We start from the raw sequence: 25153 nt of genomic DNA, 5'->3' as shown, positions 1-25153 counted from the left end.
AGATTGGCGGTCCGGGTTTTATCGCAATGCAGGAGACCATTTGTCTACCACACGCCCACCGCGCTCACTGGCTGCAAAACGAGGATGGTGTGATCGTATACGTGGTCTCGGAGATCTTCGTCAGATTCCCCGATCCCACATCGTAGAAGCGCCGGACACACGTGTCATATTTGCCGTTGCTCGTGTCCATCCAGTCAGCCTGCAGGAGAGTGCTGTCGATGCCGTAGCGGAGTTGAAGCTGGTAGTTGTCCTCGCCGCCTAGCGGGAAATCGACCAGCCTCCCATCGCGGCCATCGATCAGAAACGCGAAAATGCAAGACGTGCCACAGCCGATCTCGATCAGGGTAAAGTGGCCGCCGTAGTTCGGGCCGGACTTCATGCCGTTCCGTATCCTCGTTTTGAATTGAGCGACAGAGCCTGCGAACTTCGGCAGGACCGGCTTTCCCTTGAGATACATTTTCGTTGGATAGTCGCCGAATTTGGGTTCTGCCACTGCCGGTGAGACGGCGAGTAAAATGGCTGCTAACAACGCTAAAATCAGTTTCATCATGCTGCCCAAATCCCCTCAATGACGCGGCAATGCCTCCGGCCGCCAAACCTGTCAACAGTTTCCTACACCGGGTTTTAACTGAGACCTCTCACTATTCCGCGTAGACTTTAGATGCCTTCGTGGGACTACCTGCCGACTGCTGACTAGATTGGGGAATTTGATCTGAACGTGCCATCCAATATCTGGTCCATGATCCGGCAGCAGGTTTTGCAGCGCGACGGCTATTGCTGTGTGTCTTGTGGCATCAGGCTCAAGTCGGTGGATGCGGATGTACACCATTTGCTCCCCCGCTCGATGGGCGGAACCGACGAAATGTCGAACTTAGTGACGCTCTGTGACGGCTGCCACGCGCGCCACCACCCAAACTTAGCAGGTGGTCTGGCGAGACGGGTGATGGAGATATGGGCTGTGCGCCTTGCAAAATGGCTGGACCGTGAAGGGGTGGTGACCGAAGCGGCGGGCAACTTCGGACCCGCTCTGCGGCTGTTCGGACTGGCCCGGTTTCGTCAGGGTCAATTGCCAATCATACTGGCAGCGCTATCTGGAAGATCCGTGCTGGTCGTAAGCCCTACGGGTTCCGGCAAAACGCTGTGTTTTCAGCTCCCCGCGGTGCTCCGACGCGGAGTTGCCCTCGTTGTATCTCCCTTGAAGGCGCTGATGGCAGAGCAGGTGTCCGACCTCCTCGGGAAGAAGATACCGGCAACGTTCATCAACAGTGATCTGAGCCGTGAGGAGAAGGAGACCCGATTTTCTCTGCTTGGCCTGAAGGCCATCAAGCTCCTCTACGTAGCGCCGGAGCGCTTCTTTGTTCGCAGCGATGCGGAGCGCAGCCAACTCAAGCGGAGCGAGCCGTCCTTTCTGATCATCGACGAGGCCCATTGCGTTGACCGCTGGGGTGACGACTTTCGCCCCGAGTACGGGCGCTTGCGCGAGGTTCGGGAAAAGCTCGGTGCTCCCCCCGTCTTGGCTTTCACGGCTACTGCTGGAAAGGAAATGCAGGACCGGATTCTCGCCTCGCTAGGCATCCCGGACGCGAAGGTGTTCGTCCGCGATGTGGATAGGCCAAACATCGCGATGTTGCGACGGCATTGTAGATCTGAACAGCGGGCGCAGGAAATAGCATCCATGCTGGCGCTGCCCCACTTGAAGGGGCAGAAGGCGATGATTTTCGTCCCTACGGTAAAAGTGGGTGACGAGCTGCGGACTGCTTTGTCGGCGATGGGGTTGGACATCCCATTCTATCATTCCAAGCTGGGAACTGCATGGGAGCGGCAGGAACTCGTGAAGCGCTTCTTGGGGCAGAGCCGCCCAGTGGTCGATCAGATTGTCTGCACCAACGCCTTTGGCATGGGCCTCGACGTTCCTAACGTGCGGCTGGTGGTGCACTGGCAGCAATCAGCATCTGTTGAAGACCTGTTGCAGGAGTTTGGCCGTGCTGGAAGAGATGGGAAGCCGTCGGTCTCGGTCATGTTCCACGACGGTAAGGGCCGAGGTGATACGGGACGCCTCAAATTCATGGCCGAGTTGACTGTCTCGAATGCACCGGGGGACAAAGACCAAAGAACGGTAATGCTGGAGCAACGGAACCGGAACATCGATCAGGTAGCCGAAATGCTGCGCTCAACTTCTTGTCTTCGTAAGTCGATCCGCAACTATTTCGGCGATAGCGAGGGACGGCATAGACTGGGCCTTGCAGAGCGAATCCTCGAATGGGCTTTTGGAACACGTGCGCGAACAACCTACCACACCGCTTGCTGCGATAGCTGCGACGCCGCAACCATCAAAAAACATGGCGCGATAGCTTATGTTACGCACATCGTGGGAGGCGAATTTCGACGGGGCTAAAATTGAGCATGATTGCGCCCCCACCGGACTGACTTTATTGAATCTTCTCGCTTGCGCGAATTGTAGCAAGGCGGTCGAATTTCCATTCGTCCGGAATAAAACCGACTTGCTGATCCAATTCAACGACGAAATCCAAGAATCGCTTGTTGATCTGGAGAACACCAAACTTGTCTTGATACATTCGCCGCACGTCAGAATCGTCACGGGGGAAAACCGCGTACCACGGCACGTTACGCTTTCTGCGAAGCCTGAATAACTCCGAACAAATGTCCATGTCACCAAATGAATATCCTATAAATAATACGCAGCTCTGATCAAAATCTAATAGAAATTTCTCAATCATATCTCGGTAGTCGCCAATCATCTCGAAATAGTCAAACATACTTATGACAAGTCCACCAGACCCAATTGATCTATTTGCGTGCTGCAACGTTCCATGGGGCTTGAATAATGGTGTGTGAGGGGCGCTCGTATCCGCCTTCGAGTTATACCTAAGATTTAGTTCCTCAACCCCAAAGCTGCCGGATTGCAATCTCCAACCCTTCTCGACCAGTTCATCAAAGTTGACAGTAAAAACAGCTTTTGGACGTAAAAACGGAGTGACCGCGTGCTGCCAAAGTGGCCTTGCGCAATCGAATGTTGACACAACTTGCTCTATAACCGCACTCCGTCCCGTACGGGACTCGGCAATCGCAGCCGCGTGCTCAAGTGTCATGCCTTTGAGTGCTGTCGGGTCGAAAGACTCTTTGTCGGCATCATCCAACATGAATTGTCGCCAGACATCGTTGCGCAAATCAAAAGCGGTCGGCAAGTATTGGCCGTCTCGATTTTTTGCCCCTACTGACGCCCCCGCGCCTAGAAATATCGTCAATCTGGACCGAAGGCGCTTCCAATTGGAAACAAAGTTCTCGAAATTGGGGTCAGCAGCCGATGGGCTGCGGAGGTACGGGTCGACGGCGTCAGGCTTGGCTGCATGGTCTTGCGTCAAAAACATCCCCCCCGGTGGCGCTGGAACCTCAGTTATGAGTAATGATATTTAACTTAGATAGCTACAGCAACTTGCACAGTTTCTTACGGGAGGGGTCTCTGAATACCAACGCATCCAAAGCCGGACGCTACCGTCTTGAGCGACAGGTTATAAAGGGTAATCGCTCGGGGTTACTCCCGTCGCTGTGGGAAGCCTCCGATGAAAGCATGTATCTCTATGCGCGCACGTGGACCAAAAAGGGCGAATCTCGCGACCTTCGGGCATTGTGGAACCATGAAATACGCAGTCTGCTGCGGCTAAGTTCTTATCCTCGAGCGTCTGAGTACTTTGTTAGGCTACGTGATCTCGGTTCGGATAGTCGCCGGTACTACGTGATTCTGGATGCCGGAGAGCGAGTTTTGCTTTCCTCTCTTCTGCAGGAAAGAGGCAGGAACAGATGGCTGCAAGAGATTGCTTCTCCGTCGGTCCGTCGCCGTGTCTGGGACGGAATGACGCGCGTTGCCACCGCCTTAAGCATACTCCACGCTGAAGGTTCGATTCACAGGTCGCTCGGCCCCGAATCAATCTTCACGGATTCCAAGGGTGAATGCGATTTCAGGCTCAGCGGGTTCGAATGGTCCCTACAGATATCTGCATCTCCGCCGGTCGCAGGCAAGGCAGAACGAAGTGATGCGGCACGTCTGCGAGCTCCTGAGCTTTTTGGAAATGATGGTCGTTATTCCTTCGCTACCGACTGGTTCGACTTCGGATTGCTCGCCTGCGAAATTTTTGGATTGAGCGTAGCAGGCCGGACTAACAAGCACCTACTCAAGCTACGGGAGGCGATAGCAGAACACAGTCACTTGAGTCTCTCAGAACGAGCTCTTCTTCACGATTTGCTTGAAGCCGACCCAGACCAGAGAATGGCTCAGAGCGCTGCCGTCCTGCAGGGGTTAGCAGCGGCATCGGCCTCTGTTCACAATCGCAATCTTGCAAAAGGTAAGCCGCTTTACATCGGTTTCAACCTTGGTGTCGGTTCTCGGGTTTCCGAGGCGATCTATGAGCGTACTAAGCAAGGCGTCCCCATCCAGCCATCGGATATACCCGCGCAAATTGGCTTTTTGACACGTGATTTGTCTTCGGCGCCGCGGATTACGGCCCGATCTCAACCAGCGCCGCACTATATTGTATCTGGAAAATTACTTGATTATCACGTCACTCAATGGACCGGCAGGCAAACCGAAAAGACGTGGGATGCGGGATACTGCGCTAGAATTGCAAATCCGAGAACCGATCCAACGGACAAGTCGGCAACGCTCGAAGACCGGGTAATCGCTGTTCGCACGATGCGACAGATCGGTGACAACCTGAAGCGCATTCGGTCAGAAGGCATAGCATGGGACTCTGCCTGTCCATTTGACAAAATAGTGGAGCCCTTGGACGAAAGGCAACAGTCAGTTTTCGAGTTCTTTCACCTGTCCAACCAGCTTGATGCGCTTCTGGCCGCTGCACAACTTTGGCCGGTCCAAGTCGTGTCAGTGCAACGCTCAGGCGACCGGATTGACCTCAACGTCACCCCGGTGAGCGATCCAGATCGAAATGCGTTGGCACAAAACCTAGATCTTTCCCCGACAGATCAACAAATGAAGGATTTTCTCACAGGGGATCCCACCATTCGCTTGTCCGAAGACGCGGAGTTTTCATTTTCGGATGTTGGTTTTTTGAGCCGCAAGGAAGAGCAAACGTCAGCAGGTAGGTGGCGCTATAGAAGCTGTGTGCAGCACCCCAAGGGGGTTAAGTATCTGTTTTCGCAGGAAGACATTGGCCTACAACTGCCGTCGGTTGGTGCAAAACTATATCTGACGCCACGCGATCTAGGTGGAACTGTCGCTCAGTTGTACCGCCGCAATCAAGCCATCGACGCGCTGAGAAGCCACGCCGGTCTTCTTGACACCATTTCGGACCCAGCCCGCACGCGTCGAGACACCGAGAGCGGTCCCGACCCCAAAATAGCCGCCGCTGGGCTCGATGATTCCAAAAGCGACGCCCTTGCGGCAATTCTCGGGACCCAGCCTCTCTATGCGCTACAGGGGCCACCGGGAACCGGCAAGACTAGACTCATCGCTTCCCTCGCCAGCGGGCTGCTGGCACATGATCCAGCTGCTCAGATATTGATCACAGCACACTCTCACGAAGCCGTTAGAAACGCCCGGAGAGCACTCCCGAGATGGCTCAGAGACATTTCTGAGCTCGCCGAGCGGCCAATAATTATTCGCACGATGAAAACGACGACGACCACGTTGGCAGGTGGGCGTCAGAATATTCTCGATTGCTCGCGGAAAGTGAGTTAGCAGCGACTGCCCCGGAATACCTTCAGAGCCGAACCAGCAGCAGCGCGACATCAACAGCATCTTCGCTTGAGAGAAGAAGCTTCGAGACTTTGATCCGGCAGGCGGCAAACGTCGTTTTTGCGACATCTAATTCAGGTGAATTAGCAAGAATGCTTGAGGACGGTCGCCGGTTCGACTGGTCAATTATTGAAGAGGCTGGGAAGGCTCACGGATTTGACCTAGCTCTGGCATTGCAGGCCAGCCATCGGCTCCTGCTTATTGGCGATCAAAGCCAACTGCCTCCGTACAATTTCGAGCGATTTGAAACGCTGTTTAGAGAGCCGCCGCGAATTCTCAATGCGTTGAAAATGGGGGCGCAGTTTGCTCCGGGTCTCATTGACAGAGCATTCATGAACCTCGACGCCAATGGCCAGATCAAGTTCTCTGATAGCTGCTCAGAGTGGCTTCCAATGGTGCAATTCTTTGCCGAGCTCTTTTTACGTGCGACAAAGAGCACAGTGGCTGGGGTCTCTATCGCGCAGCAGCTTAAGTTTCAGCATCGGATGCACCCAGAGATAGCCAAGCTCGTGTCGGAGTGTTTCTATAAAGGACGACTTAAAACACACCCGGATGCAATCAAGCGCTTTTCTGAGGAACCGCCGCCTTATAGCATCGTGGCCGGAAGCTGGCTTCCCGCGGCGCCCGTAGTTTTCATAGACATGCCATGGGTTCAGCAAGAGAAATTTGCGGGGGGCGAAGAAGGAGGAGACGGCGCGCCTCGCTACTCCAATCCTACCGAAATTGAGGCTGTCGGAAGGGTGCTATCGACAATTCGCTCGGTAGACGGAGTGTCTTGTCATGTCCAAGTTATCTCGCCTTATCGGGCGCAGGTGCGACGGATCGCATCGGCTATCGGCGATAGGATGCGTTTGGGTGCTGACCTTGAGAATTTACTCGCACCTGAATTCGACATGGATGTTGGAAAGCGCAAGGGAGCCACGGTAGATGAATTTCAGGGTAGTGAAGCCGACATTATTATAGCTTCACTAGTAAGGAACAATGACGAGAAACCGGGGAAAGGGCTTGGCTTTCTGGCTGATCCTCGGCGCGTAAACGTCCTAGTAAGCCGAGCTCGACACAAGCTGGTCCTTATCGGAAGTTGGAACTTTATGGAGAGTCGAATTGACTGCTCCGTCGAGCCAAACGGTGAAGAAGAACTCGCTCACATAGCACGCCTGATTAGGTTCCTAAAACATGGCAGGCAGACCGGAAGCGTTGCGGTAGTACCCTACAGCTTGACTAAGGGATCTCTATTTTGACCAGCACTGTATGTATCCCCATCTTCAAAGTTTCCACAAAATACATGGTACGTCGTGGGAGAATCTGGACTCCGCTGGAGCATCTCGTTCTTTACCGTCTTGCGCAGTCGCCTACGACCTCTATCGGCCTCGCCCAATCCGCGAAGTTGCCGGTGAATCTAGTGATACAGGCGCTTATTGAACTCATGGGCGCAAGATGGGTTCAACTCAACTCCACGGCCGACGGTGTGATGTTCGAGGCCACCCATTCTGGAAAAGAGGTATTGAAGGACCCGGTACTCCCACAAGACTGGACTACATTGAAGCGCGGTACCATTCTATGTATGGACCGCATTGCGGCAGGCTTCTTCAAGCCAGATGATTTGACCCTTATCCACCGCGACAATATTCCTGCCAATGCGATAGTTTTGCCCTCGCGAGAGCACCGTTTGGCCATGTCTCCCGCGAGTAGCCTTGATAGGCTCTATATGCTCGAGGACGAAACGTTCGAAGAATGGGTGGATTATCGCATCACCTCTCAGAACCTACTTGCCGTCGCAACTGTGGCAGATGGTGGTAAAATCGAGGGACTCCCAAGTTATGCCCCGCCCTTGCTCATCGAAGCAATTCGTTCTGAGGTAAACTTAGCTCACCCTAATCGGCCGAGCGTGGTCGCCGACGATGGCGTCAATCCAAGGACGCAGCCGGACGACCGCCATTGCTTTGCCGACGTCTGCGAAGATGATTTGATAGTCGGTGGGAAAGAGCATTTCGAGGTCATTAAAGGCCTTCTTCGAGACGCAAAAACATTTGCGGTTGTGCACAGCTGCTTTTTAGGTCCGAGCGCAGTCGGTAATCTCATGCCGCACTTCAAGAAGGCCGCAGCCAGAGGTGTTGTGATCGAGGTTCTATGGGGCCAGCGAAGCAAGGAGCTTGCGGATTGGTCAAGGAAAGCTTTCTCCGATGTAAAGGCTATGTTTGATGCTCTGAGCCCGTCCCTCCAAACAAAGATACGGTTTGCGAAGAATGAGACCGGTTCGCACTGCAAGATATTGCTCTCCGATTGCGGGAAAGATGGCGCGGTGGAAGCCTATGTGGGGTCCTGCAATTGGCTTTCAACGCGCTATGATGCGGTCGAAGTTAGCATTCGCGTCCGAGAAATGTGGTTGATAGGATATCTAGCAGCCCAGTTGGCCTCTCTGCGAACTCCAGCTTCCGGGCCTTGGAGTGCTGACGTTCATAGGCTCGTTGAAATTTACAACCAATGTCGGGCTAGTGCGAAACGGGTAGACGGTCCCAACACCTTGTCGGTAATCATTGATCGCGAGCATTTGGCTATTGTTCGAGAGGCCCGAGATGAGGCTAAGCAGGACATCGTCGCTGGATGCGACCTGCTTGGTCCAGCAGGCGAAACATCGGTGTTTGTACCGATGAGAACATCTGCGTCGTCGGGAACAACTGTTTCCCTCTATTTTCAGAATCAAACCGATTCGATTTCGGACGCACAGAAAGACGCAGCTCTGAAAGAGCTACAGGAGAGGGGCGTCAAAGTATCTTCTGTTGATAAACTTCACGGGAAATTCCTTGTCTGGGACCGGGATACGATTGTGATCACAAGTTTCAATTGGCTGGCAACAACAGCTGATCCTTGGAAGCCAAGCGGAGCAGAAGTGGGTGTTGTCGCGCGAGGGAACGGCATCGGAGACGCTCTCAGGAAAAAGGTTACGACGGCCATCGACCTCGCTCGAAATAGAAACACCTTGGCAACGGCCGACCTGTGAGTTCTATGCGGTCTCACAAGATACTTCTCGAGAATTCCTGATCTCAGAATAGCATTGACCCGTGAGCGTCAACATTATGTGCTTGGCTTGCCGCAATGCGGTTTCTTCGTAAGGCGCCTGAAGGGGCTGACGGAACTTGCCTACTTGGCCGAAAGTGTCGACCCTCTTATGGGGTTTGGGGAACCTTCGCGTGCTTGGAGGGAGAGACGTACGTGTTACAGATAGGGGGCGGCCTAGTTAGTTCCCTCTTTGAATGAAGATATCGGCATAGCTATTGGCGTCGCAATATACCCACAGCCTGCTAAGCCGAGCGGCACGTCAGGGTATACCCTGAAGTGAGGTAACGAGGCTGTGGTTCCGAGACGTAACATCGGGCCGATGACCATTTTTTGTGACAAACGGCGAAAAGGTCTAAACCGTGATGTGACAAACCTATGCGCGAAATTGTCAGCAACCCTTGGCGCCCCGCCGCGAACCTTGGATATATCAGCGAGGGCGGATTAGTAGGTTCGCGCTGGCCAGACCGTATGCCTCGACTTAGACAGAAGACATTAATTCGCGATAAGGGCCACAGATTATAGGATTAGCGCTCAGGACAGCATGGCAGCGAGCGTCTCAATGCCATATCCACCATTCTATCGTCCCCTACCGCTTCTACTTTAGGCGTAAGGTATTTAAAGGCTAGCTGGTAGAGCGGCATTGGCACCGCAAAAGAGATTCTTCCTTCGCCCGCCTCTTTAACGAATGCCTCCAGAGTTCCTTCATCCCTCATTATATTAATGGCAGCAACAACTTCCTCAACACTGTACGGAAGTCTAACACGAGCAGCCATGAATCCCTCCCTTGTTTTCCTATCATTGCCTATTGAACGAATACCGTAGTTCTCTGCTCGAAGTTTCGCCGCTCGGTCTGGTCGAGATTGTCATCGGCTTGCTTCTTTGCAGCGGCGGCGGATTTTGGATCGATCAACCTGCCGAAATTGTCGTACACGGGTTGCCCTGTTTTGTCAGGCGGCAATGACAAGTCTACTATTATGGTGTGCTTGTCCGTTCGGTAGTTGTCGGCCTTGAGGCCCAAACTGATTACATCCCATCCCGGATTAAGAGGGGTGTATGTAGATGTGGGATTGAGATTCCCTGATACCTTGGTGGTCATCGTGATCGTGTCAGTCATGTTTGGCTGCTTCCAGCCTCCAGCCTTTGGGTCAGAGCCCAGATTCCCTTCAATGTCCTGTATGATAAAATCGTGAACTAGCGTCTCAATCCTCAACATGCCCGTGCTGGGATAGAGATAATGGTTCTTAGTCGTGAAGGATTTGTCCGGAAGCTTCGAGCTCTTGTCGAACATATTGAAGTTATGGCAGAACTTTTCAGTCATTCCCATAACGAGACTGTTAAAAGTATCGTAGACCCTATAGTGGCGACTAACCTCGCGTGTCCGGTCATTGCCTAAACCGAAACCAAGGTTGTGCTTTCGTGGCGAAAAATCACCTAACACAGTTCCCGAGAATCCGAGTGCGTTGTTCTCGGTTCCGTCCAAAGTGAAATCGTAGCTCACCATGGTCGATCCGAGATCTTCTAACGTCTCGCTAAAATCATCATGGCCTTCCCATTTAAACTTTTTCCATGATAGATTGTGAAATTGCGTTCGGTCGGAGTCGAGCGCAGCCGAGGCTGCTGAGCCAACCTTGCCATCGTAGTAAACGTTGTCGCCATCACTCGTAAGCATATCCAATATTTGCTGCTGCAGCGCGTACCGAGTCTCGCACCGAACTTGGGTGGCAATATCACGACTGCTGTAGGCCATGATGTCGTCGGGAAGAGGATAAATTGAGCAGCTCGCGAGTAAAATCGTCGGCAACAGAGTCAATTTCCGCATTCAAACCTCCAGACAATGACGAAGTAACTCTGGACGCATGGATTACGCGGAAGCGACATCATCAACGCTGTTCGGCGAAAATAAAGCTGGGACTAGGCGCTGCAGATGCTGATTTGTATAGCGGTGCACCTCCTCTGGGAATGCTGAACGAGGCGATTTCCACAACTTGCTGCGTGAAGCTCAAATACTCTATCGCGGCTCACTATGAATAGAACTTCGGTTGGCACTCAAAGGCAGGGTTGTCGCCATGTTGACAGCGCCTATTTGCGGCAGGGTAGCTTGGGCCTTTTCGACCTCAAGGTGACAGGCTATGGCTCGCATTGGTTACGCTCGCGTCAGCACCGCTGACCAAGACCTCGAAACACAGCTCGCAAAGCTGAAAGCTGAGGGCTGCAGCATCATCCGATCAGAGAAGGTCTCTGGGGCCAGCAGGGACGGTCGCGCCGAATTAGCAACCGTATTGGATTTCCTGCGTCCGGGCGACGAGCTAGTGACAACACGCCTCGACCGGCTTGGTCGCGACACGCGTGACGTTCTCAACCTAATCTACGAATGCGAGCAAAAGGGCGCATTCGTAACGGTGCTAGACCCGCACGTTTCGACACGGGGCGAGATGGGCCACATCGTGCTCACCGTGCTTGGCATGGTCGCGCAGATGGAGCGCCGGTTTATCAAGGAGCGTCAGCGTGAAGGAATTGAAAAGGCAAAGAGCTCGGGAGTATACGGCGGAGGCAAGCGTCGGATCGACCGAAACAGCATTGCAATTTTGCGCCACGACGGCGTGAGCCCTACCGAGATTGCGAGGCGTGTCGGCTGCTCGAGAATGCAGGTTTATCGCGTCCTAGCCGAGCTATCAGCCTAGCTAAGCTGCTTAGAGTGAATGCCCAGCTACTATTTGATCGGCTTTTTCTTCGCGACATCCAATCAGTTATAAAATAACAAAGTCGACGAGGTCAGGCCGCATTCCTCCGAAACCATCGTTTGAAGCCAAACGTTACCTGCATATAACCCTGATAATTGAATATCCACACTTGTTCCCGCCATATTTACTGGTCTCAACCAAATTGTGTTTTCCCGACATGCCAGACTGCTGACACAAATTTGTGGCCACCTTTTCAGGATCAACGTAACAGTATTGGTAGTTGTCGTGGGCCTTGCAATTTGCTTCGTACTCCCCAAAGCAAATTACATACACCTGCTGGGCCAAGCTTGGGACAGAGCCCGAAATCATAAGAAGCATCGTTAGTATTGCTATCCGAACACGCATTTTAGCACTCCTCCAGTGAAAGATTGTTGCAATACGCAAATAGCCAAACACAGCAGAAAGAGACAGCCATACTGTCTCTTTTTTCACAAAAATCGATACTGAACTCGCGATCTAGATCGGCGAGATCTCTTTCAACAACACTCAAGGCAATCAATTAGCTCTTGCTCATGATACGATAGATCACCATACTAGGCAAGTGGATACTACCGACTGGCTTCTCCAGAAGGAGCTTTGCTATGGCGAACTCGTCCCAGATTGACGCAATCCGTGCAAGAATTCGGGATACATACAATGTCGACTTGTCTGCTATAGTCGAAGACGACAATAAGATCAGGAGGAAGATAGGCGATGATACAGTAGTTCCTATCGAGATATATGAGGACGGTACCTCCTACTCTTACAATGGTAGCTCTGCAGTCGTACCCGACCTCGAGACTTTTTCATTCGGTGACGTGGCGCTTGACCAGAGGCTATACACTCGAAGAGTCGAACAAAACCTCGAGGAGGCGCTGCGCTTCAGCCAGTCATGTTTGGAGGTGCGCCAAACATATATGGAGCTTGCGAAACTTCGCAATGATACACGCTTTAAGCTCGAAGAGTTCATAAGACTTGATCTCATTCACCTCCAAGAGGTGGCGGCGAAGCTCTATGAGCTGCCGTGGCTGGAAGCCGTCGATGAAGTGGGTGCTCTTACATCTGCGTCTGCTGAAGGGCAGTCGCGCCAGGACGTAGTCACTTCAATGATGGCAGAAGGTGGAACCGGAACTGCATATTCGGGAATTTTGTCGAACAAAAGCGTTGACGCATACATCTCTACGGCCGCTCAGCTGGCACAGGACTCGGCAAGCTTCAATCAAGCTGCGATTGAGGCAGGAACCAAAGCCGAAACGACCTATCGCGCTGGATTCGACTTAGCTACTTGGATTGTAGCTCTCGCATCGACGAAGGGAGAGCTAGCGCAACTTCAAGGGCGGCTCGCCAGCGCCAAACGGAAGGCTGACTATCTTAAAAAGGATAAGGGCTTTCGCTCGCACCGCGCTGCCGTTAGCAGACAGATTGCTTATGCGCAGGCAGATGAACTTACTCGCTCCCATTCGATAATAAATTACAACGAGCGGCTGAATAGCAGTGGGGATCTCTTTCGCCGCTATTTGCGCTGTCTTATCGAGCGTGTTTTGGTCGTGAAAATGGGCCTGAAGGACAGCTATAAGCTCGATATTCCTTTGTCTAACCCGCCAACCGGTGACATATTGGATTTGCTATCCACGTGGCTTGTGGATGTTCAGAACGAGCTGTCGAAATACAAGAGGAGCCAACGAACGGTGGTTCGTTCGGTGAAAAGCAAAGCCATTACTGTGTCCGGAAAGGGTGGTTTTGGGGGGGCGTTGGACATTCTCCATACGGAGTTCACAATCGATACCTCGACCATCCCGGATCCAAACTCACTCTTAAGAGGCATAGCCTTTGAATACGTTGGCAACCAGCAGAACCCAATCTCGCTGACGGCGCTACCTCCGGCTGGTGCCTACATTCCTGTCGACCGAGGTGGCTCGCCGGATACACTTCAGTTTGGGCGCGTTTTTCCCCTGACAGCGGCATTGGACTTGAAACCTCAACATGCTGACGTCTTCTGGAATGGCAACCCAAGCGGCGATTGGAAGGTTGACGGTCTATTTGAACAAAATGCTGGGACCTTAGATGCGATTGTGATGCACCTCTGGCTCGCTGAGTTGTGAGGTGATGCAGACAGGTGGGACTATCATGAACAGAAACCTCAGTAACCTGTTCGGAAAGCGGCTTTATTGTTTGATATTCTTATTCGCAGCGATATCACTCACGGCGGGTTTAGAGCAAGCGAGCGCTAAGGAAGTGCGTGTCTTACAACTCAAGTACGCAGGTCAGGATGGCTCGGGCGATTTTACAGCTCATATGGTGTCCAAATGTAGAGGAAAGGAACTTTGCGAGTTTCGTTGTAACAACGGCGAATTTAGCGACGTTGACGAACATCATTCTAAATATTGCTATATACGATACTCTTGCGACAATGGCCCGTCGCAGGAACTAACTTATTCAGAAGGGGACGCCATTATTAAGCTAGATTGTAGGTAAGAAGGAAGGACTTTATGGATTACCCGTACAAAGTCACGCGCAGCTTTTTGACTCTGAATCGAAGGGACTTTGTAACCTTTCTTGCTGATACACTGATTTTAAGTATCCCTTCGTATGCTTGGTCTCAGGAAGGCGGGGAAATTGATACCGCTACGCCAAATAGCGTTCTGATTGATAGTGAAACCTACTACTATGATCGTAACGAAGTTTATATCAATGGTGAATTCTCGGGCGGATCTGAAGATATCGGGCCTCAGTTAGGAATTTCGAGCCGCGCTCCGGACAACTTCAGTACCATCGATGTTATTCAACGCATGGCGGTTGGCCAAGCACAGGTTGATGCGGCCCCGTCGGGTTCAGACCCTCGCTCGTATTCTTCTGCAACGTTTAGCAGGCAGATCCAAAGCGAGGCGGGCAGCCCACTCGAAAGAGCAGCCGATGGTTTGTCTAGGTCCAGTAGACAGTATCATTTGTATGACAGACCCATTGATTTACCGCCTGGACAGTCCGTTGAAGCAAATTTGCGGCGGCTAATTCCTGACCCATCATCGGTTCCGGCATCTGCGATGCGAGATGCTCAAATACTTCTGAGAAGGGGCGGTGATTGGGACTACAAGCGCAATGGTCACCCAGAATGGGAAGATGCTGGGAATTTTAATTTTGGGTATATCGCCGCTGGACTTGGAATTCCTGAGGACGCCGTTTTGAGATTCGCTGGTTGGTATCAACAATATTACGGGGCCAAAAACGAAAAATTCGGACATTGGTACGATGCGTCCGGCTCATATGGCGACGATCCGCATGATCAAGAGATGATAAAAAGAGGATATCGTCATCACGAAGTAGCAGACTGGATATACAGGAATGAGCCGCCGCAATACAGGTTGTTTCCAGGCAATTAATTATAGCGATCTGAAGGCAATTCATCCTAGATTTGTTTGATTCGCGAACACCCTACTGTCACTTAGGGGACACGGTTGCTCCACTTCAGCAGCTACGCGGCGACACCCTCGACATGACTGACCCTGAAGCGAAGGCCGGGGCGGTCCGTCCTGACGTAAACCGGAGGGTTGAACCAAAGGAGAGCCATGGCGGCTATTCGCGACCATCCAAACACAACGAAAGGGCTCAACGCGGTCACCACCGTCACACTTTGGCCTTCCGCCAACCGGCCCACCATGCTTCCCATTCGGAGCAAAACCATCTCTCGCCTCGGGCCGAGTTGACGCGTGTCGCCGAGTAATATTCTTGACCGGGCACGTGATAGATATGCTCGCCGCGATCATTGATGTTTCCCTTGATGTCACAGCCTACTCTGCGCACGGCGAGGGAGGTCGATGACGTGCCAGGATAGAGAATACTTGGAAGCACGTGTTGGGTATTTATCACGACATAAGCGAGGGACGTCGTGCCAAGCAGCGCCAGAGAAATAGGGAGGCGAGCTCGCAGAAGCGAACGCCACCAAGGCCTTCGCCGTCTAACCCACCGCTGAATAGGCTTCCCCATCACCCACGTCTCCCGGTCCGAGGATGCGTCGAGTTGAACAAAAACTCAAGAAGATGGGAGAAGGGGGCTGCGAGCGTCTGTTGTCTAAGCCGACTACGGGATTGGTATTTCAAGGCAAAGCGGGTAAAGGAATTTCATAAGCTACGCACCTTAGGAGCTATGAGTGGCAAGACATTTCAAATCCTAAAATCCATTTGATCGAGCTTACCGCAGATATTGTCTCTGCCTACGTCAGCAAGAATGCTGTGCCTGTCGCATCGCTGCCTGAGCTGATTCAAAGTGTGAATTCGTCACTGTCGAAGATCGGCGGCCCTGCTGAACCGGAGAGGCCAGCGCTTACGCCTGCAGTCAGCCCGAAGCGGTCGGTGTTTCCCGACTACATCATCTGTCTTGAAGATGGGAAGAAGTTCAAATCGCTTAAGCGCCACCTGAGTGTGCACTACGACCTGACGCCCGATGAGTACCGGGCCAAGTGGGGATTGAAGTCGGACTATCCTATGGTAGCGCCAAACTACGCGGCCCAGCGGTCGGCGATGGCCAAGTCCAGCGGGCTTGGACGAAAAGCAGCGGCTAAGCCAGCCAAGCGTCGAAGCAAGGCGCAGGTCTGATTGGGGGCAAAGGAAAATGCCAATCCTGCCATTAGTTCCGCACGTGAGTTCGAGCTCGCCCTCGACTATGGTGCGCCGCACCATTTCGTGTTGCGGATGCGAAGGGTCTCATCTAGAATTGCTTCTATGCGAGGCTGGAGCTCAACATGACCAATCGCGAGGTTTGGCTCGATGCTGCAAAAGGTGTGGGCATACTGCTTGTGGTGTCCGCCCACATTGCAGGGGCTGGTAGCAGTTGGTGGGACGGCGCTTTCGCAAACGCGGTATTGCTTTTTCACATGCCGCTATTTTTCGTGATATCCGGCTACGTCTATAAGCCTGCAGACCGCAGCCAGCTCTTTTGGAAGAAAGTCACGAGCCTTCTCGTCCCATACGTGGCTTTTTTGTCGTTTTTGACGATAGCAGTAATCGCTCGTAACATCTTACTGCACGAGGCTCCTGCGCCTTGGGAACTTCGAGAAATGGTGGTCAACGACCTCCTTGGCGGTATGCGCCTATGGCAGGACTTCGGCGTATTCTGGTTCGTGACCTGTTTGTTTCTTACCCAGATCGTCTACAATGAAGCTGCGACTTGGGCAAAGGGTCCAGGCACTTTGCGGATGGTCGGATTTATCGCGGTCTGCATCGTGCTTGGCTACGCAATTCAGACCCACTGGCCCATGAACCGTTCACCTTGGGCAGTCGCGGCGGTGCCCATAGCGTTGTGCTGCTACTGGTTTGGTGATCTGCTTCGAACGCACCAATTCCGTCTTCGCACCTTGTCCCTTTTCGTCGCAACGGTTGGCGTTGTCGCGCTCGCCGTAGCAGCGAACGGGGCCGACATTCAGTTCAACATGAAGTATTCAATCTTCGGCCCTCCTGTCGTGGGTCTCCTGATAGCGCTGGCCTTGTCGGTTACGGTACTCATGTTGGTGCGGAGAGCAGCGGCGATAGCTGCCATTTCAGCGCCAATGGCCAAGCTCGGAGAGGCGTCGTTGGTCATTATGTTCTTGCATCAATTTTTCCATTTCTCTCTTCGCAGCGTGGGAGTGGCCAACGAGGCCGTCATCTTGCTCGCGGCGGTATTTGGCCCTTACGTGATATACCTACTGTTAAAACGGTCTGCATGGCTTTCCCCTTGGTTCCTAGGGACCGGCACCGGTGCACCCGCCCGTGCTATCGCGTGGATCCGCAATGGGCTCGGCTGGCGGCTCGAACAATATCGAGCCGACGCGGTCCGTTCACTGAAGCCAGAAGTCGCGAAAGCTTTGATCGCCCTAAGATGGCCGCTCAGGCGTAAAGGGAGGCCCCATTCTCTGTCTGCGGATTTGATCGTCTCGCTAACGTCGTATCCGAAGCGCTTTTCGACCTTGCATTTGACGCTGCGTTGTCTTCTCACTCAGACGGTTGCACCGGACCGCATCATCCTTTGGGTTACTGCCGAGGATGCGGGCCAATTGCCCGCGTCAGTAACAGACCTGAAATCTCATGGGCTCGAAATTCGATTTTGCAGGGACATCCGATCTTACAAAAAGATCGTTCCAGCGCTGCTGGCTTTCCCGACGGCCTACATCGTCACGGCAGATGACGATGTCTATTATTCCGCAAAGTGGCTCGAGGAACTCGTTGAGCACGCGGACGAGCGAACTGTAGTCTTCCACCGAGGCCACGCAGTGGCGTTCGACGATGGCGGGCAAATTGCACCGTACAATAAGTGGAAGTATGACGTTGCCGACACGGCTGGGATGCTTTTCCCGACCGGCGTAGGGGGAGTGCTCTACGGGCCTAAATCGCTATCGCCAGAAGCCGTGGACGAAGAGATGTTCACGAAGCTCTGTCCCCAAGGCGACGATCTCTGGCTGTTCTGGATGGGGCGTCGCGTAGGGAGCACTTACGTCAAAACGCCGGGGCGATGGATTGAATTTCCGTGGAAAGGGTCGCAGGACTCGGCTCTGCACTTGAGCAATGTCGGCGCTGGCAGAAATGACCATCAGATCAGCGAACTCGCCAGCCACTTTGGTGTCCCTCATATCAATGGACTGTCTCGGGAGGATCTTGCGCGGCTACCCTTCAGCGGGGAGCAAATGCTCGCCACCATCCAAAAGGCTGTCGATAAAAAAGGCGTACTCACCCCAGAAGAAAGCAGGCAGTTGTGGACCACAGGCAGCTTGGATTCCCCTGAGGCTTAGCTAAGGCTGCGGTCTTTAACACGGCTCGACTCTCGCATTGGACGGCATAGGCGCTATGCAATCTACCTTGCGTCAAATTCGGATTCCATGCAACTCCAGACCGGTTCCGAATTGTTCGTAGGTTAGCCGGATTACATGTATTGATGAAGCAGGCAGCGAAACGCTTTATTGTGCGCCGCCAAACCGGCATACGTCGAACTCAGACCCACTAATGCGCAGCAACACCGTTAATCGATGAGGCGGGGTTCCCTTAGGCTGCGATTTGACTGATTTTCGATTGGCGATGGTGAGGGGTGGCCCGACGAACGCGTCGGCTCGACCGACCGAAGCAACCCCGCTTGGCGTGTTCGCCCGCTGGCGGCCCCTGTGCGGCCTGTAAAACAGCTATCGAGGCTTTACGCCGGGTTGATTTTTCGTACTTTCAGCACTTGCAACTTACGCGCGCTAAAAGTGCGAATTGCAACCTAGTTGTCAGCCGCCCGCGATGAGGTCGCGCAGGCGCTCGAACTGCGCCCTATCGATGGCCCCGTCGTCGAGAAGCTTTTTCAGTCGCTCAAGCTTTTCAACTGCGTCCTGCGGCGAGGACGGTGCGGATGGTGGTTGCAACAGGGCCGCTGGATTCTCAATCCGAATCCGCTGAACGTCATTGGCGAGAAGGTTCAGCCCAGACTCACCGCCGTTCGTTCCACCGGGATCGTTAGTAATGTGGATCGCCTTGAAGGACCAGACCAGACAGCCAAGCCAAACGATGCCGGTGCCAGAGAGCGTTGTGCAGAGGACTAGGATCAGCCACCTATTCGGGTGGCCCCGCACGAACGCGATGATCGCTGGTAGCTCATAAACGATTGCCAGTATGAGGAAGAAAATGACAAACGCGATTCCTGCATCGAGGTTGTCGGCGGCCGCGTAGACGGGGGTCGATGTTGCGACCGCTAGGACAACAGCGGGCAGGACTGCCTTGCGCGGGAAGATACCTCTGAAGTTCATGATCCCATCAGCGCCCTAGTGACGCCAAGCAAAACCACGAAACTGCCCAGCCAAATCCAAAGGGGTGTCCAAGACAGGCGCATCACGAAACTGCGATGAAGCAAATAGCCCGCTGGGATCAGGAGCAGAAATGGGACCATAACCTTGGTAGGGCTGACGATGTTGACCCCCCGCAGCTCTTTGGCGTCGAGGAAAACCAGAAGCAGCGACACTATCAAAATAGCAAATCGGACTACGTTGATCATCCTAGGCAGGTCACCGGAGCCACCTGCGACGGCCATCGCGGTGACTAGGACCGCGCCTAGGAGGGGAAGAAACGCCAAGAGGTAAGCATAGGCCTCGGATGGCTCTGGTATTGCCGATGCACTAGGCCCTGCACGTCTCTTTTCGGCCGTGCCCGGCAATTGAGGCGGCCTCGAGACCGGCGGGAGCGGCGGTGGCGGAGTCGGCTGGGGTGTCTGCAATTGCGTCTCATTCGCGGGCTTCCACTGCTGCCCAAAACTCGCCGTCCAAACTCTCGTACCTGCATCGATCAACCGGTTCGCAAGCATCAGGTTGAGGTCTGTCTCGCTCACCGGCCCAACATGAGTGCCGTCCTGCTCATAGTACCATTCAGTCATTCCCATCCCCGTACTGTGCCCTCGGTCCATTTACATATTATAATTGATAAACTCAACGCTCGAATTCCTCGATTGGTGGCCGCATGGAGATGCGAAAACTGGTCGGGGAGAATTTTGCGCGCCTGCGCGCAGCCAATGGCCTCACGCAGGAGCAGGTTGCTGAGCGCGCCAATGTCAGCCAGCAGTATGTGAGCGGCCTCGAACGGGGTGAGCGGAACCCGACCATCGAAACCCTGCAGGCCATCGCGAGCGCGCTTGGCGTTAGCCATGTCGAACTCGTCAGACCGATTGATCAGGCCGGTTCGTTGACCGAGCCGCCTCCCGAGTCATCGACCAAAGAATAGCCGTCACCAAGTCGGCCTCAGGCGCGTTGCCGTCGAAAACCCCGAGCAAGTATGTCGCCTTGTCGTGTTGCTCGGCGTCGTTACCAGCTGGATACCGACAAACTGCCAGCAACAGTTTTCCCTCAAGATCGCTTGCTGCATCCAAGCGCCGGATTTCATCCAAGGTGGCAGCGCGCCGGAGTTTGACAGGGTCGGTTTCACGGCTGACTCGGCCGAGGTCGGAGAAAGCGGCGCAGTGCTCGCACATGGCTTTCATTAGGGCCGGAGCCACATCTTGCCAGCGTTCCTCGAAGGTGCTGGTAGCAGCTTCGCTTGCTTGGCGGCGCATCAAGGGCAGAGCGGGCGCGAGCCCCAGTGCCGATAATGCTCTGATTAACGCCCGACGTGACAACAGGCGGCTGCGCATCAGTATTCCTCCGAGAGCATGATGGTCAAAACGCGAGTGGTGACTGCCGGGTCGGCTGGGTCATCCGAGCCGAACTGCATGGATTTATCGTAGTAGTCGATCTTCCAGATGACCGTCTTGCCGCCGACTTCGATCACGGCGCAGTCGTGCTCGCCGTGGGGGTCGTTGTCCTGGTCGAAGTGATCAAAGCTGGCGACCGCCGCGATGATGGCGGCACGGATCTCTGCGGGAAGGCCGGTGATGCCGACGGTCAACACGACGCGACCGCCTTGCCCTGTTTTACGCAGGCTGTCGTTCAAGCCAGCGATACGCTGTTGCCGGTTGCCCCGTCCACATGTCCCGCTGAAATTGCATTCCGCTGCCATCAAGCCAATCCTTCATCCTGGCCGCTGCCGCGACCGTGTTCCTGCCAATGAATGTTGGGAGGGTGGGCGGCAGCCTAAGCGATGCCGCCCGGTCGATAGCTCAATCCCGGTGATCTGGGTGAAGCAAGGCGATGTGGTTCAGCTTGCGGGTGAAGGCAGGCATTTCGAGCCAATCGCGCCAGCGCAGCGTGAGATCTTCGGGGCTGATCTTGGTGACGGTGGCCTCGTACCATCCCTGAAACGCGCCCTCGGTGGCTAGGACAAGGCTGCCGACCTCGATCTTGTCCCAGTCGGTCGGCCGATGCGGTTCGGGTCGCTTTGGGCCGCCCTCTGGCGCGGCTCCGCCGGAGGCCTTCTTCGATTTGCCGGGCGCGGGCCGATCATCGGCGGCGCGGGTTGGAAAGCGGTAGCCGGGCGGCAGGTGCGTAGCGATGGCGTCATACACCGTGCGCTTCACGAACGGCACAAAGGCTCGGCCGCTCTCGAACACGCGGCCCTGCGGCAAGCGCTCAGCCAGACCTTTCAGGTCGCTGGCCTCGGCGACAGGCAGCGCCGCCATGCCCATCATCCCCGCGGCCCTCTCTGCCACAACGACTTCTGCCTCGCCAAACCATGAGGCGTGCGCCTTGCCCCCATCATCGAGGCCTAGCACGATAAGGGCGGGCAAAGCGGCAGCGGGCGCGCCGGTGGAACCTGCGAAATGAGTCATTCAATTCTCCAAAATGAAAGAGGCCCCCGAAGGAGCCTCATGGTTTGATTTTCAGATGATGGTCGGCGGTGTCGGCGCAGGGCCGCTGGCGGCAACAACCGGGCATAACGCCCTATGACTAAAGTGCCCAACAGCTCACCTTTCGGCGGTTTTAAGGGTCAAAATTGCCCGACCGAATGCGGCATATCATATAGGACTATATACCTATTGTCAAGACCCCCGCTTTAAAACAGCCACCTGCGGCAGCGTGACGTCCCGCCGATGCCCCCATTTTCAAAAGCTAGAAAGCAGTGGGCTGCAGCCAGTGTCGATGCCCACCGAGCGTTCTTTGGCCGCTCGGTGGAGCCCTGAACGTCAGTGTCGCGCTCCTGGTCGAAGCGCTAAAGCTCCTGCAGCCAACGGGAAGTTATTTTAGCGGCGCGGGATTTGGGCTCCCTGACGATCACTCGAACTTTGAATCCGTGCTCAAGATCGAACATCTCAGAGCTCGAAACCTTGACCTGCCCGTTCTGCCTCGTGATATCGACTGCTCCCCTCGGCAGAACCTGCAATACCAACTCCTTTATAAAATAGTCGGGTTCGAGCCGTGCGCGGCGGTTGACGAGTTCTCCATAATACTCAGAGATCAACCAGCGGACCCTTTCTGAGCACCGCTCGCAGTTGGGGTCGTACATGGATGGCAGCACTTCTGCGAACCACTCTGCCCAACTCATCGGCGGGTATACCGCACCCCATTCTGCGAACTCGCCGATCAGAGCGTCGAATAGCCGGATCAGGCCCTTTGGAACGTCGCCCTGTGGGGAACTCTCTTTGGCTTCCTTCGCCAGCCATAGGACAAGGGCGCGTTGATCGGTAACGGTTTTGATCTTGTCGCGGGATATCTGGGGCGTCTTTTCAGTCATTGTCTTCTCCATCGAGGGTGTGTGACCGCTGGCCACATCACCCTTTACCCGCCGCTCCCTTGAATCATTTAGGCCGTGACCCGGAGCGCAGTCGCTCCGGGTCTACCGAAACGATGTCGCTGAGGTAGGCCTTCTCGGCTCGGCGTCCTTCCATTTCCGAATGTGTTCTAGGAAGGATGAACATCGCATCCACCCCGGCGCGAGGCGTCTTTATGCCTTTCACACCGTAGTCCACGACGAAGGGAAGATTGTCTTGGATGGGCCATGCATCGATGTGCCAAAGTGGGCGATCACGTCCGGTGTATCGAATTTGTTCGTGGTCGAAATGGTTGTCGAGCGTGGTTCTCATATTCGTACCCGGGGGCATGAGTGCGATAGCGTGGACATGTCGCCCGCCGTTGAGCGCGATGTCGCGAAAGTTTTGCTTGTGATATTTGTGAACGGGGTAGTCAGGAGTGCAGATCCATAGCGGCATCGCCGTGACCGGCACATTCCTCGGCTTTCGAAAACACCACCGTAGAATCTTCGCGTATACCGCCTCTATCGTCTCCTGCATCTGCTGCTCAACGTTGCTTGGCGATCCCCTGAGTTGGTTAAACATGAAGGTGAGCAGTGTCGGCTCCCAACCCCATTGCATGCGGTCTGTAGCCATTTGGGTGTAGCCGGTAATCAGGTCTCTGATCATTGAAGGTGGCACCGTGTTGTCCATAACCAAGGTTCTCCCGTAGTGCTGTGGGTTTGCTTTGAGTGGTTTAGGCGTGGCGGTGAGGGTGTTTGCCCTGTGGGAAGGTCTTCCCCGTCAGGGTGGGGTTGTGAGGTGGTCTCCTTCGTCACACCCTCGAAGGCTGCCCGGCCACTCCCACGCCCGAACCCGCCCATATGCGTTGCCTTCTGAGCAACGACACTGGCAGGCTCGAAGAACAGGTCACTCTGCGTGGCGACTCCACGGCAGGCGTTGCTGTTCGATGCTTTGAATTGGGATTGCGCCGAAGCGACCTCAGCCCTTTACGGGCGAGATGGCGACCAGAATCGAAGTAGGGTCACCATCTCGGCTGCATGTTGGCTAGTCGCTGAGAGTGCGGTCGCTCGTCTCGACCTCGGCGACCTTCACCGCGACAAACCTGCGAAATCCATCGTGAAGGGTACCGGCAGATTCGAACCAAAGAGACAGTAGCTGGTGCTCAGGCGACTCAAGGATCGTTGAGAGCTGCTCGTCGGTAACTTCAATATAAAGCACATTGGCCCCGTCACGCTTCAACTCAGATTTCGTTGAGGCAGAAATAGGCTCTGCTCCGTTTTTGCTGTTTGAGCCGTCATCAAGATCGGCGAAAGGATCGTCGGCGGCCGCTGGCTCGTAATCCATGCGCAAAAGAGCCTTCTCTTTGGCTGTCTTGCCAAGATATGGCAGTTCTTTGCATGCTGTGCGATAGAGCTTGTCGATGCCTTTGCGCTCGAGTTCCTGAAGGATGTTTTCGGGCCGGACCTTTCTGAGTTGACACAGTTCCAGACCGCGCGCGAGCTTGTAGGCGCGGTCATAGTCGTGGGACCAGCCAAAGACAAACCTCATGACCAAAAGCAGGGCCTTAGGGCGGTCTTTCCCTGTTCGGATAGAGTGCTTAGTAGCTTGCGACGCATTTGCTACCTCAACAAAGTCCTTCCAGAGGGCGTATCTGCGCTCAATTTCGTAGTAGGCTGCATACGCCGCTGCAGCGGTCGCGTGTAACTTTGCTCTGTATTTCTTCTCTCGGGGTGGGGTCTGAGCGCGGCACGTCAGCAGAACTGAGATAGGCGAAGTGCGTGCCTCTTCCACGGAAGGCACATCGATGGCTTTGATCCGATCTTTACCGCCTGCGTGCTCTTTGGAGATAGCGTGCAAAGTTTGCGTTACGCAAGGTTCTGAGGTGGATGAAGGCGGGGCGATCAAAACGTTATGGACTGAGTCGCCATCAACAGGCGCTGTGGCAAACGCACCAGCGGCAAGGGGCATCGCAGGCGAGATGATGCTCTCGCGAATAAGCTCCTCAAACCTACGTCTGCGTTCAGCTGGGTTGGGTACCCGAACTGAGTTGTTGCGGGTCGGAGCCTTCATGGTGCGCTCCTCTCGCTGGTGGAAGCGGACGTATTCTGCCGAACGAAGGCCAACAGATCGGCGTAGCGATAGCTGACTGAAGCGCCCACTTTCACGAACTTTGGGCCAACTCCTGTGACACGCCAATTCTGCAGGGTCTTTAAGCTAACATTCAGAACGACTGCCGCCTCCTTGGTGCGCAGCAGGTCGTCGAGGCGGTGCCGCCGGGAAGGCGTGGCAGTGCCATACTGCGGGAGGAATTCGCTCGCGTCAGTTCCCGCTTGGGTGGCCGCCACAAATGCTAGTCGCATGAGGCCCGCGCGGAATGCGGCGGTGGGGTCTTTCTTCGGGGATTTCATGCATGCAGCTCCTTGCGATAGGAGCCGAGCTGGGGGCAGCAACGTACAAAATGCCGTCCGCCAGCCCGACTCAATTTGAATTCGGA

General features: G+C 54.4%; 23 protein-coding genes. 10 read left to right on the top strand and 13 right to left on the bottom strand.

The window, feature by feature from the left end; translation table 11 throughout:
- Positions 1-64: 64 nt before the first annotated feature.
- Complete coding sequence (locus tag FJ943_RS08530) at positions 65-550, bottom strand: hypothetical protein (RefSeq protein WP_140720721.1); 486 nt, start codon at positions 548-550, stop codon at positions 65-67.
- Between the two features lie 168 nt (positions 551-718).
- On the opposite strand from FJ943_RS08530, the gene FJ943_RS08525 reads away from it, so the two are divergent.
- A complete protein-coding gene (locus FJ943_RS08525; protein ID WP_246671847.1) occupies positions 719-2395 on the top strand; it encodes a RecQ family ATP-dependent DNA helicase in 1677 nt (558 codons plus the stop codon).
- 34 nt (positions 2396-2429) lie between these two features.
- On the opposite strand, the gene FJ943_RS08520 is transcribed toward FJ943_RS08525, so the two are convergent.
- On the bottom strand, positions 2430-3383 hold the full coding sequence (locus FJ943_RS08520) for an SIR2 family protein (RefSeq protein WP_246671846.1): 954 nt from the start codon (positions 3381-3383) through the stop codon (positions 2430-2432).
- Between the two features lie 41 nt (positions 3384-3424).
- On the opposite strand from FJ943_RS08520, the gene FJ943_RS08515 reads away from it, so the two are divergent.
- The 3 genes from FJ943_RS08515 to FJ943_RS08505 are packed head-to-tail and all read left to right on the top strand — an operon-like array spanning position 3425 to position 8771.
- Positions 3425-5713 (top strand): AAA domain-containing protein, encoded by a 2289-nt coding sequence (locus tag FJ943_RS08515; RefSeq protein ID WP_140720717.1) that lies wholly within the window; start codon positions 3425-3427, stop codon positions 5711-5713.
- Positions 5692-7011, top strand: a complete 1320-nt coding sequence (locus FJ943_RS08510) for a DEAD/DEAH box helicase family protein (RefSeq protein WP_140720715.1) — start codon at positions 5692-5694, stop codon at positions 7009-7011. Before FJ943_RS08515 ends, FJ943_RS08510 begins: the two co-directional genes overlap by 22 nt.
- Positions 7008-8771, top strand: a complete 1764-nt coding sequence (locus FJ943_RS08505) for a hypothetical protein (RefSeq protein WP_140720713.1) — start codon at positions 7008-7010, stop codon at positions 8769-8771. Before FJ943_RS08510 ends, FJ943_RS08505 begins: the two co-directional genes overlap by 4 nt.
- Positions 8772-9354: 583 nt before the next feature.
- Here the strand turns inward: FJ943_RS08505 and FJ943_RS08500 are convergent.
- Both FJ943_RS08500 and FJ943_RS08495 read right to left on the bottom strand, forming a co-directional pair.
- Positions 9355-9603 carry a hypothetical protein gene (locus FJ943_RS08500; RefSeq protein WP_140720711.1) on the bottom strand — a complete coding sequence of 83 codons (249 nt, stop codon included), beginning with the start codon at positions 9601-9603 and terminating at the stop codon, positions 9355-9357.
- Between the two features lie 29 nt (positions 9604-9632).
- Entirely contained in the window at positions 9633-10649 is a 1017-nt protein-coding gene (locus tag FJ943_RS08495; protein WP_140720709.1) for a hypothetical protein, read from the bottom strand.
- Positions 10650-10959: 310 nt separating this feature from the next.
- Here FJ943_RS08495 and FJ943_RS08490 point away from each other — a divergent pair, with 310 nt between their 5' ends.
- The 3 genes from FJ943_RS08490 to FJ943_RS08480 all read left to right on the top strand — a co-directional run bounded on the left by FJ943_RS08490 (position 10960) and on the right by FJ943_RS08480 (position 14927).
- Positions 10960-11511, top strand: coding sequence for a recombinase family protein (locus tag FJ943_RS08490; RefSeq protein WP_140720707.1), 552 nt, complete (start codon positions 10960-10962; stop codon positions 11509-11511).
- Positions 11512-12152: 641 nt separating this feature from the next.
- The gene (locus tag FJ943_RS08485; RefSeq protein WP_140720705.1) at positions 12153-13652 is read left to right on the top strand and encodes a hypothetical protein; all 1500 of its coding nucleotides are present in this window, start codon (positions 12153-12155) and stop codon (positions 13650-13652) included.
- Positions 13653-14039: 387 nt separating this feature from the next.
- Complete coding sequence (locus FJ943_RS08480; protein WP_140720703.1) at positions 14040-14927, top strand: polymorphic toxin type 44 domain-containing protein; 888 nt, start codon at positions 14040-14042, stop codon at positions 14925-14927.
- 244 nt (positions 14928-15171) lie between these two features.
- On the opposite strand, the gene FJ943_RS29905 is transcribed toward FJ943_RS08480, so the two are convergent.
- Positions 15172-15531 carry a hypothetical protein gene (locus FJ943_RS29905; RefSeq protein ID WP_140720701.1) on the bottom strand — a complete coding sequence of 120 codons (360 nt, stop codon included), beginning with the start codon at positions 15529-15531 and terminating at the stop codon, positions 15172-15174.
- 194 nt (positions 15532-15725) lie between these two features.
- On the opposite strand from FJ943_RS29905, the gene FJ943_RS08470 reads away from it, so the two are divergent.
- Together FJ943_RS08470 and FJ943_RS08465 are read left to right on the top strand one after the other, a co-directional pair.
- Entirely contained in the window at positions 15726-16139 is a 414-nt protein-coding gene (locus tag FJ943_RS08470; protein WP_281406163.1) for a MucR family transcriptional regulator, read from the top strand.
- A gap of 146 nt (positions 16140-16285) precedes the next feature.
- A complete protein-coding gene (locus FJ943_RS08465) occupies positions 16286-18307 on the top strand; it encodes an acyltransferase family protein (RefSeq protein ID WP_140720697.1) in 2022 nt (673 codons plus the stop codon).
- Between the two features lie 471 nt (positions 18308-18778).
- Here the strand turns inward: FJ943_RS08465 and FJ943_RS08460 are convergent, their stop codons facing one another.
- Entirely contained in the window at positions 18779-19294 is a 516-nt protein-coding gene (locus tag FJ943_RS08460) for a superinfection immunity protein (RefSeq protein ID WP_140661992.1), read from the bottom strand.
- Positions 19291-19914 (bottom strand): DUF4339 domain-containing protein, encoded by a 624-nt coding sequence (locus FJ943_RS08455; protein ID WP_181174519.1) that lies wholly within the window; start codon positions 19912-19914, stop codon positions 19291-19293. Before FJ943_RS08455 ends, FJ943_RS08460 begins: the two co-directional genes overlap by 4 nt.
- 83 nt (positions 19915-19997) lie before the next feature.
- Here FJ943_RS08455 and FJ943_RS08450 point away from each other — a divergent pair, with 83 nt between their 5' ends.
- Complete coding sequence (locus tag FJ943_RS08450) at positions 19998-20258, top strand: helix-turn-helix transcriptional regulator (protein ID WP_140661994.1); 261 nt, start codon at positions 19998-20000, stop codon at positions 20256-20258.
- Between the two features lie 405 nt (positions 20259-20663).
- Here the strand turns inward: FJ943_RS08450 and FJ943_RS08445 are convergent, their stop codons facing one another.
- The 6 genes from FJ943_RS08445 to FJ943_RS08420 form a co-directional block, all read right to left on the bottom strand.
- The gene (locus FJ943_RS08445) at positions 20664-21029 is read right to left on the bottom strand and encodes a DUF3768 domain-containing protein (protein ID WP_140661995.1); all 366 of its coding nucleotides are present in this window, start codon (positions 21027-21029) and stop codon (positions 20664-20666) included.
- A gap of 100 nt (positions 21030-21129) precedes the next feature.
- Positions 21130-21738: a hypothetical protein gene (locus tag FJ943_RS08440; protein ID WP_140720694.1), complete on the bottom strand. Its 609-nt coding sequence runs from the start codon at positions 21736-21738 to the stop codon at positions 21130-21132.
- A 380-nt stretch (positions 21739-22118) separates the two neighbouring features.
- Positions 22119-22640, bottom strand: coding sequence for a hypothetical protein (locus tag FJ943_RS08435; RefSeq protein ID WP_140720692.1), 522 nt, complete (start codon positions 22638-22640; stop codon positions 22119-22121).
- 64 nt (positions 22641-22704) lie between these two features.
- Entirely contained in the window at positions 22705-23349 is a 645-nt protein-coding gene (locus tag FJ943_RS08430; protein WP_140720691.1) for a hypothetical protein, read from the bottom strand.
- 354 nt (positions 23350-23703) lie between these two features.
- The gene (locus FJ943_RS08425; RefSeq protein ID WP_140720689.1) at positions 23704-24729 is read right to left on the bottom strand and encodes a hypothetical protein; all 1026 of its coding nucleotides are present in this window, start codon (positions 24727-24729) and stop codon (positions 23704-23706) included.
- Positions 24726-25067 (bottom strand): helix-turn-helix domain-containing protein, encoded by a 342-nt coding sequence (locus FJ943_RS08420; RefSeq protein ID WP_210242401.1) that lies wholly within the window; start codon positions 25065-25067, stop codon positions 24726-24728. Before FJ943_RS08420 ends, FJ943_RS08425 begins: the two co-directional genes overlap by 4 nt.
- Positions 25068-25153 lie beyond the last annotated feature (86 nt).

It is taken from the genome of Mesorhizobium sp. B2-3-10, from assembly GCF_006442275.1.
GTDB classification, from domain to species: Bacteria; Pseudomonadota; Alphaproteobacteria; order Rhizobiales; family Rhizobiaceae; genus Mesorhizobium; species Mesorhizobium australicum.
The sequence above is the reverse complement of the archived record's forward strand: the minus strand, read 5'-3'. Positions and strand labels throughout refer to the sequence as shown.

Bases quoted from the DNA above. Each gene is read 5' to 3' on its own strand.
- FJ943_RS08530 (WP_140720721.1), bottom strand. From the start codon at position 550: ATGATGAAACTGATTTTAGCGTTGTTAGCAGCCATTTTACTCGCCGTC.
- FJ943_RS08485 (WP_140720705.1), top strand. From the start codon at position 12,153: ATGGCGAACTCGTCCCAGATTGACGCAATCCGTGCAAGAATTCGGGAT.
- FJ943_RS08440 (WP_140720694.1), bottom strand. From the start codon at position 21,738: ATGACTCATTTCGCAGGTTCCACCGGCGCGCCCGCTGCCGCTTTGCCC.
- FJ943_RS08420 (WP_210242401.1), bottom strand. From the start codon at position 25,067: ATGAAATCCCCGAAGAAAGACCCCACCGCCGCATTCCGCGCGGGCCTC.
- FJ943_RS08490 (WP_140720707.1), top strand. From the start codon at position 10,960: ATGGCTCGCATTGGTTACGCTCGCGTCAGCACCGCTGACCAAGACCTC.
- FJ943_RS08480 (WP_140720703.1), top strand. From the start codon at position 14,040: ATGGATTACCCGTACAAAGTCACGCGCAGCTTTTTGACTCTGAATCGA.
- FJ943_RS08425 (WP_140720689.1), bottom strand. From the start codon at position 24,729: ATGAAGGCTCCGACCCGCAACAACTCAGTTCGGGTACCCAACCCAGCT.
- FJ943_RS08435 (WP_140720692.1), bottom strand. From the start codon at position 22,640: ATGACTGAAAAGACGCCCCAGATATCCCGCGACAAGATCAAAACCGTT.
- FJ943_RS08465 (WP_140720697.1), top strand. From the start codon at position 16,286: ATGACCAATCGCGAGGTTTGGCTCGATGCTGCAAAAGGTGTGGGCATA.
- FJ943_RS08500 (WP_140720711.1), bottom strand. From the start codon at position 9,603: ATGGCTGCTCGTGTTAGACTTCCGTACAGTGTTGAGGAAGTTGTTGCT.
- FJ943_RS08430 (WP_140720691.1), bottom strand. From the start codon at position 23,349: ATGGACAACACGGTGCCACCTTCAATGATCAGAGACCTGATTACCGGC.
- FJ943_RS08495 (WP_140720709.1), bottom strand. From the start codon at position 10,649: ATGCGGAAATTGACTCTGTTGCCGACGATTTTACTCGCGAGCTGCTCA.
- FJ943_RS08445 (WP_140661995.1), bottom strand. From the start codon at position 21,029: ATGGCAGCGGAATGCAATTTCAGCGGGACATGTGGACGGGGCAACCGG.
- FJ943_RS08460 (WP_140661992.1), bottom strand. From the start codon at position 19,294: ATGAACTTCAGAGGTATCTTCCCGCGCAAGGCAGTCCTGCCCGCTGTT.
- FJ943_RS29905 (WP_140720701.1), bottom strand. From the start codon at position 15,531: ATGGGGAAGCCTATTCAGCGGTGGGTTAGACGGCGAAGGCCTTGGTGG.
- FJ943_RS08450 (WP_140661994.1), top strand. From the start codon at position 19,998: ATGGAGATGCGAAAACTGGTCGGGGAGAATTTTGCGCGCCTGCGCGCA.
- FJ943_RS08515 (WP_140720717.1), top strand. From the start codon at position 3,425: ATGATATTTAACTTAGATAGCTACAGCAACTTGCACAGTTTCTTACGG.
- FJ943_RS08455 (WP_181174519.1), bottom strand. From the start codon at position 19,914: ATGACTGAATGGTACTATGAGCAGGACGGCACTCATGTTGGGCCGGTG.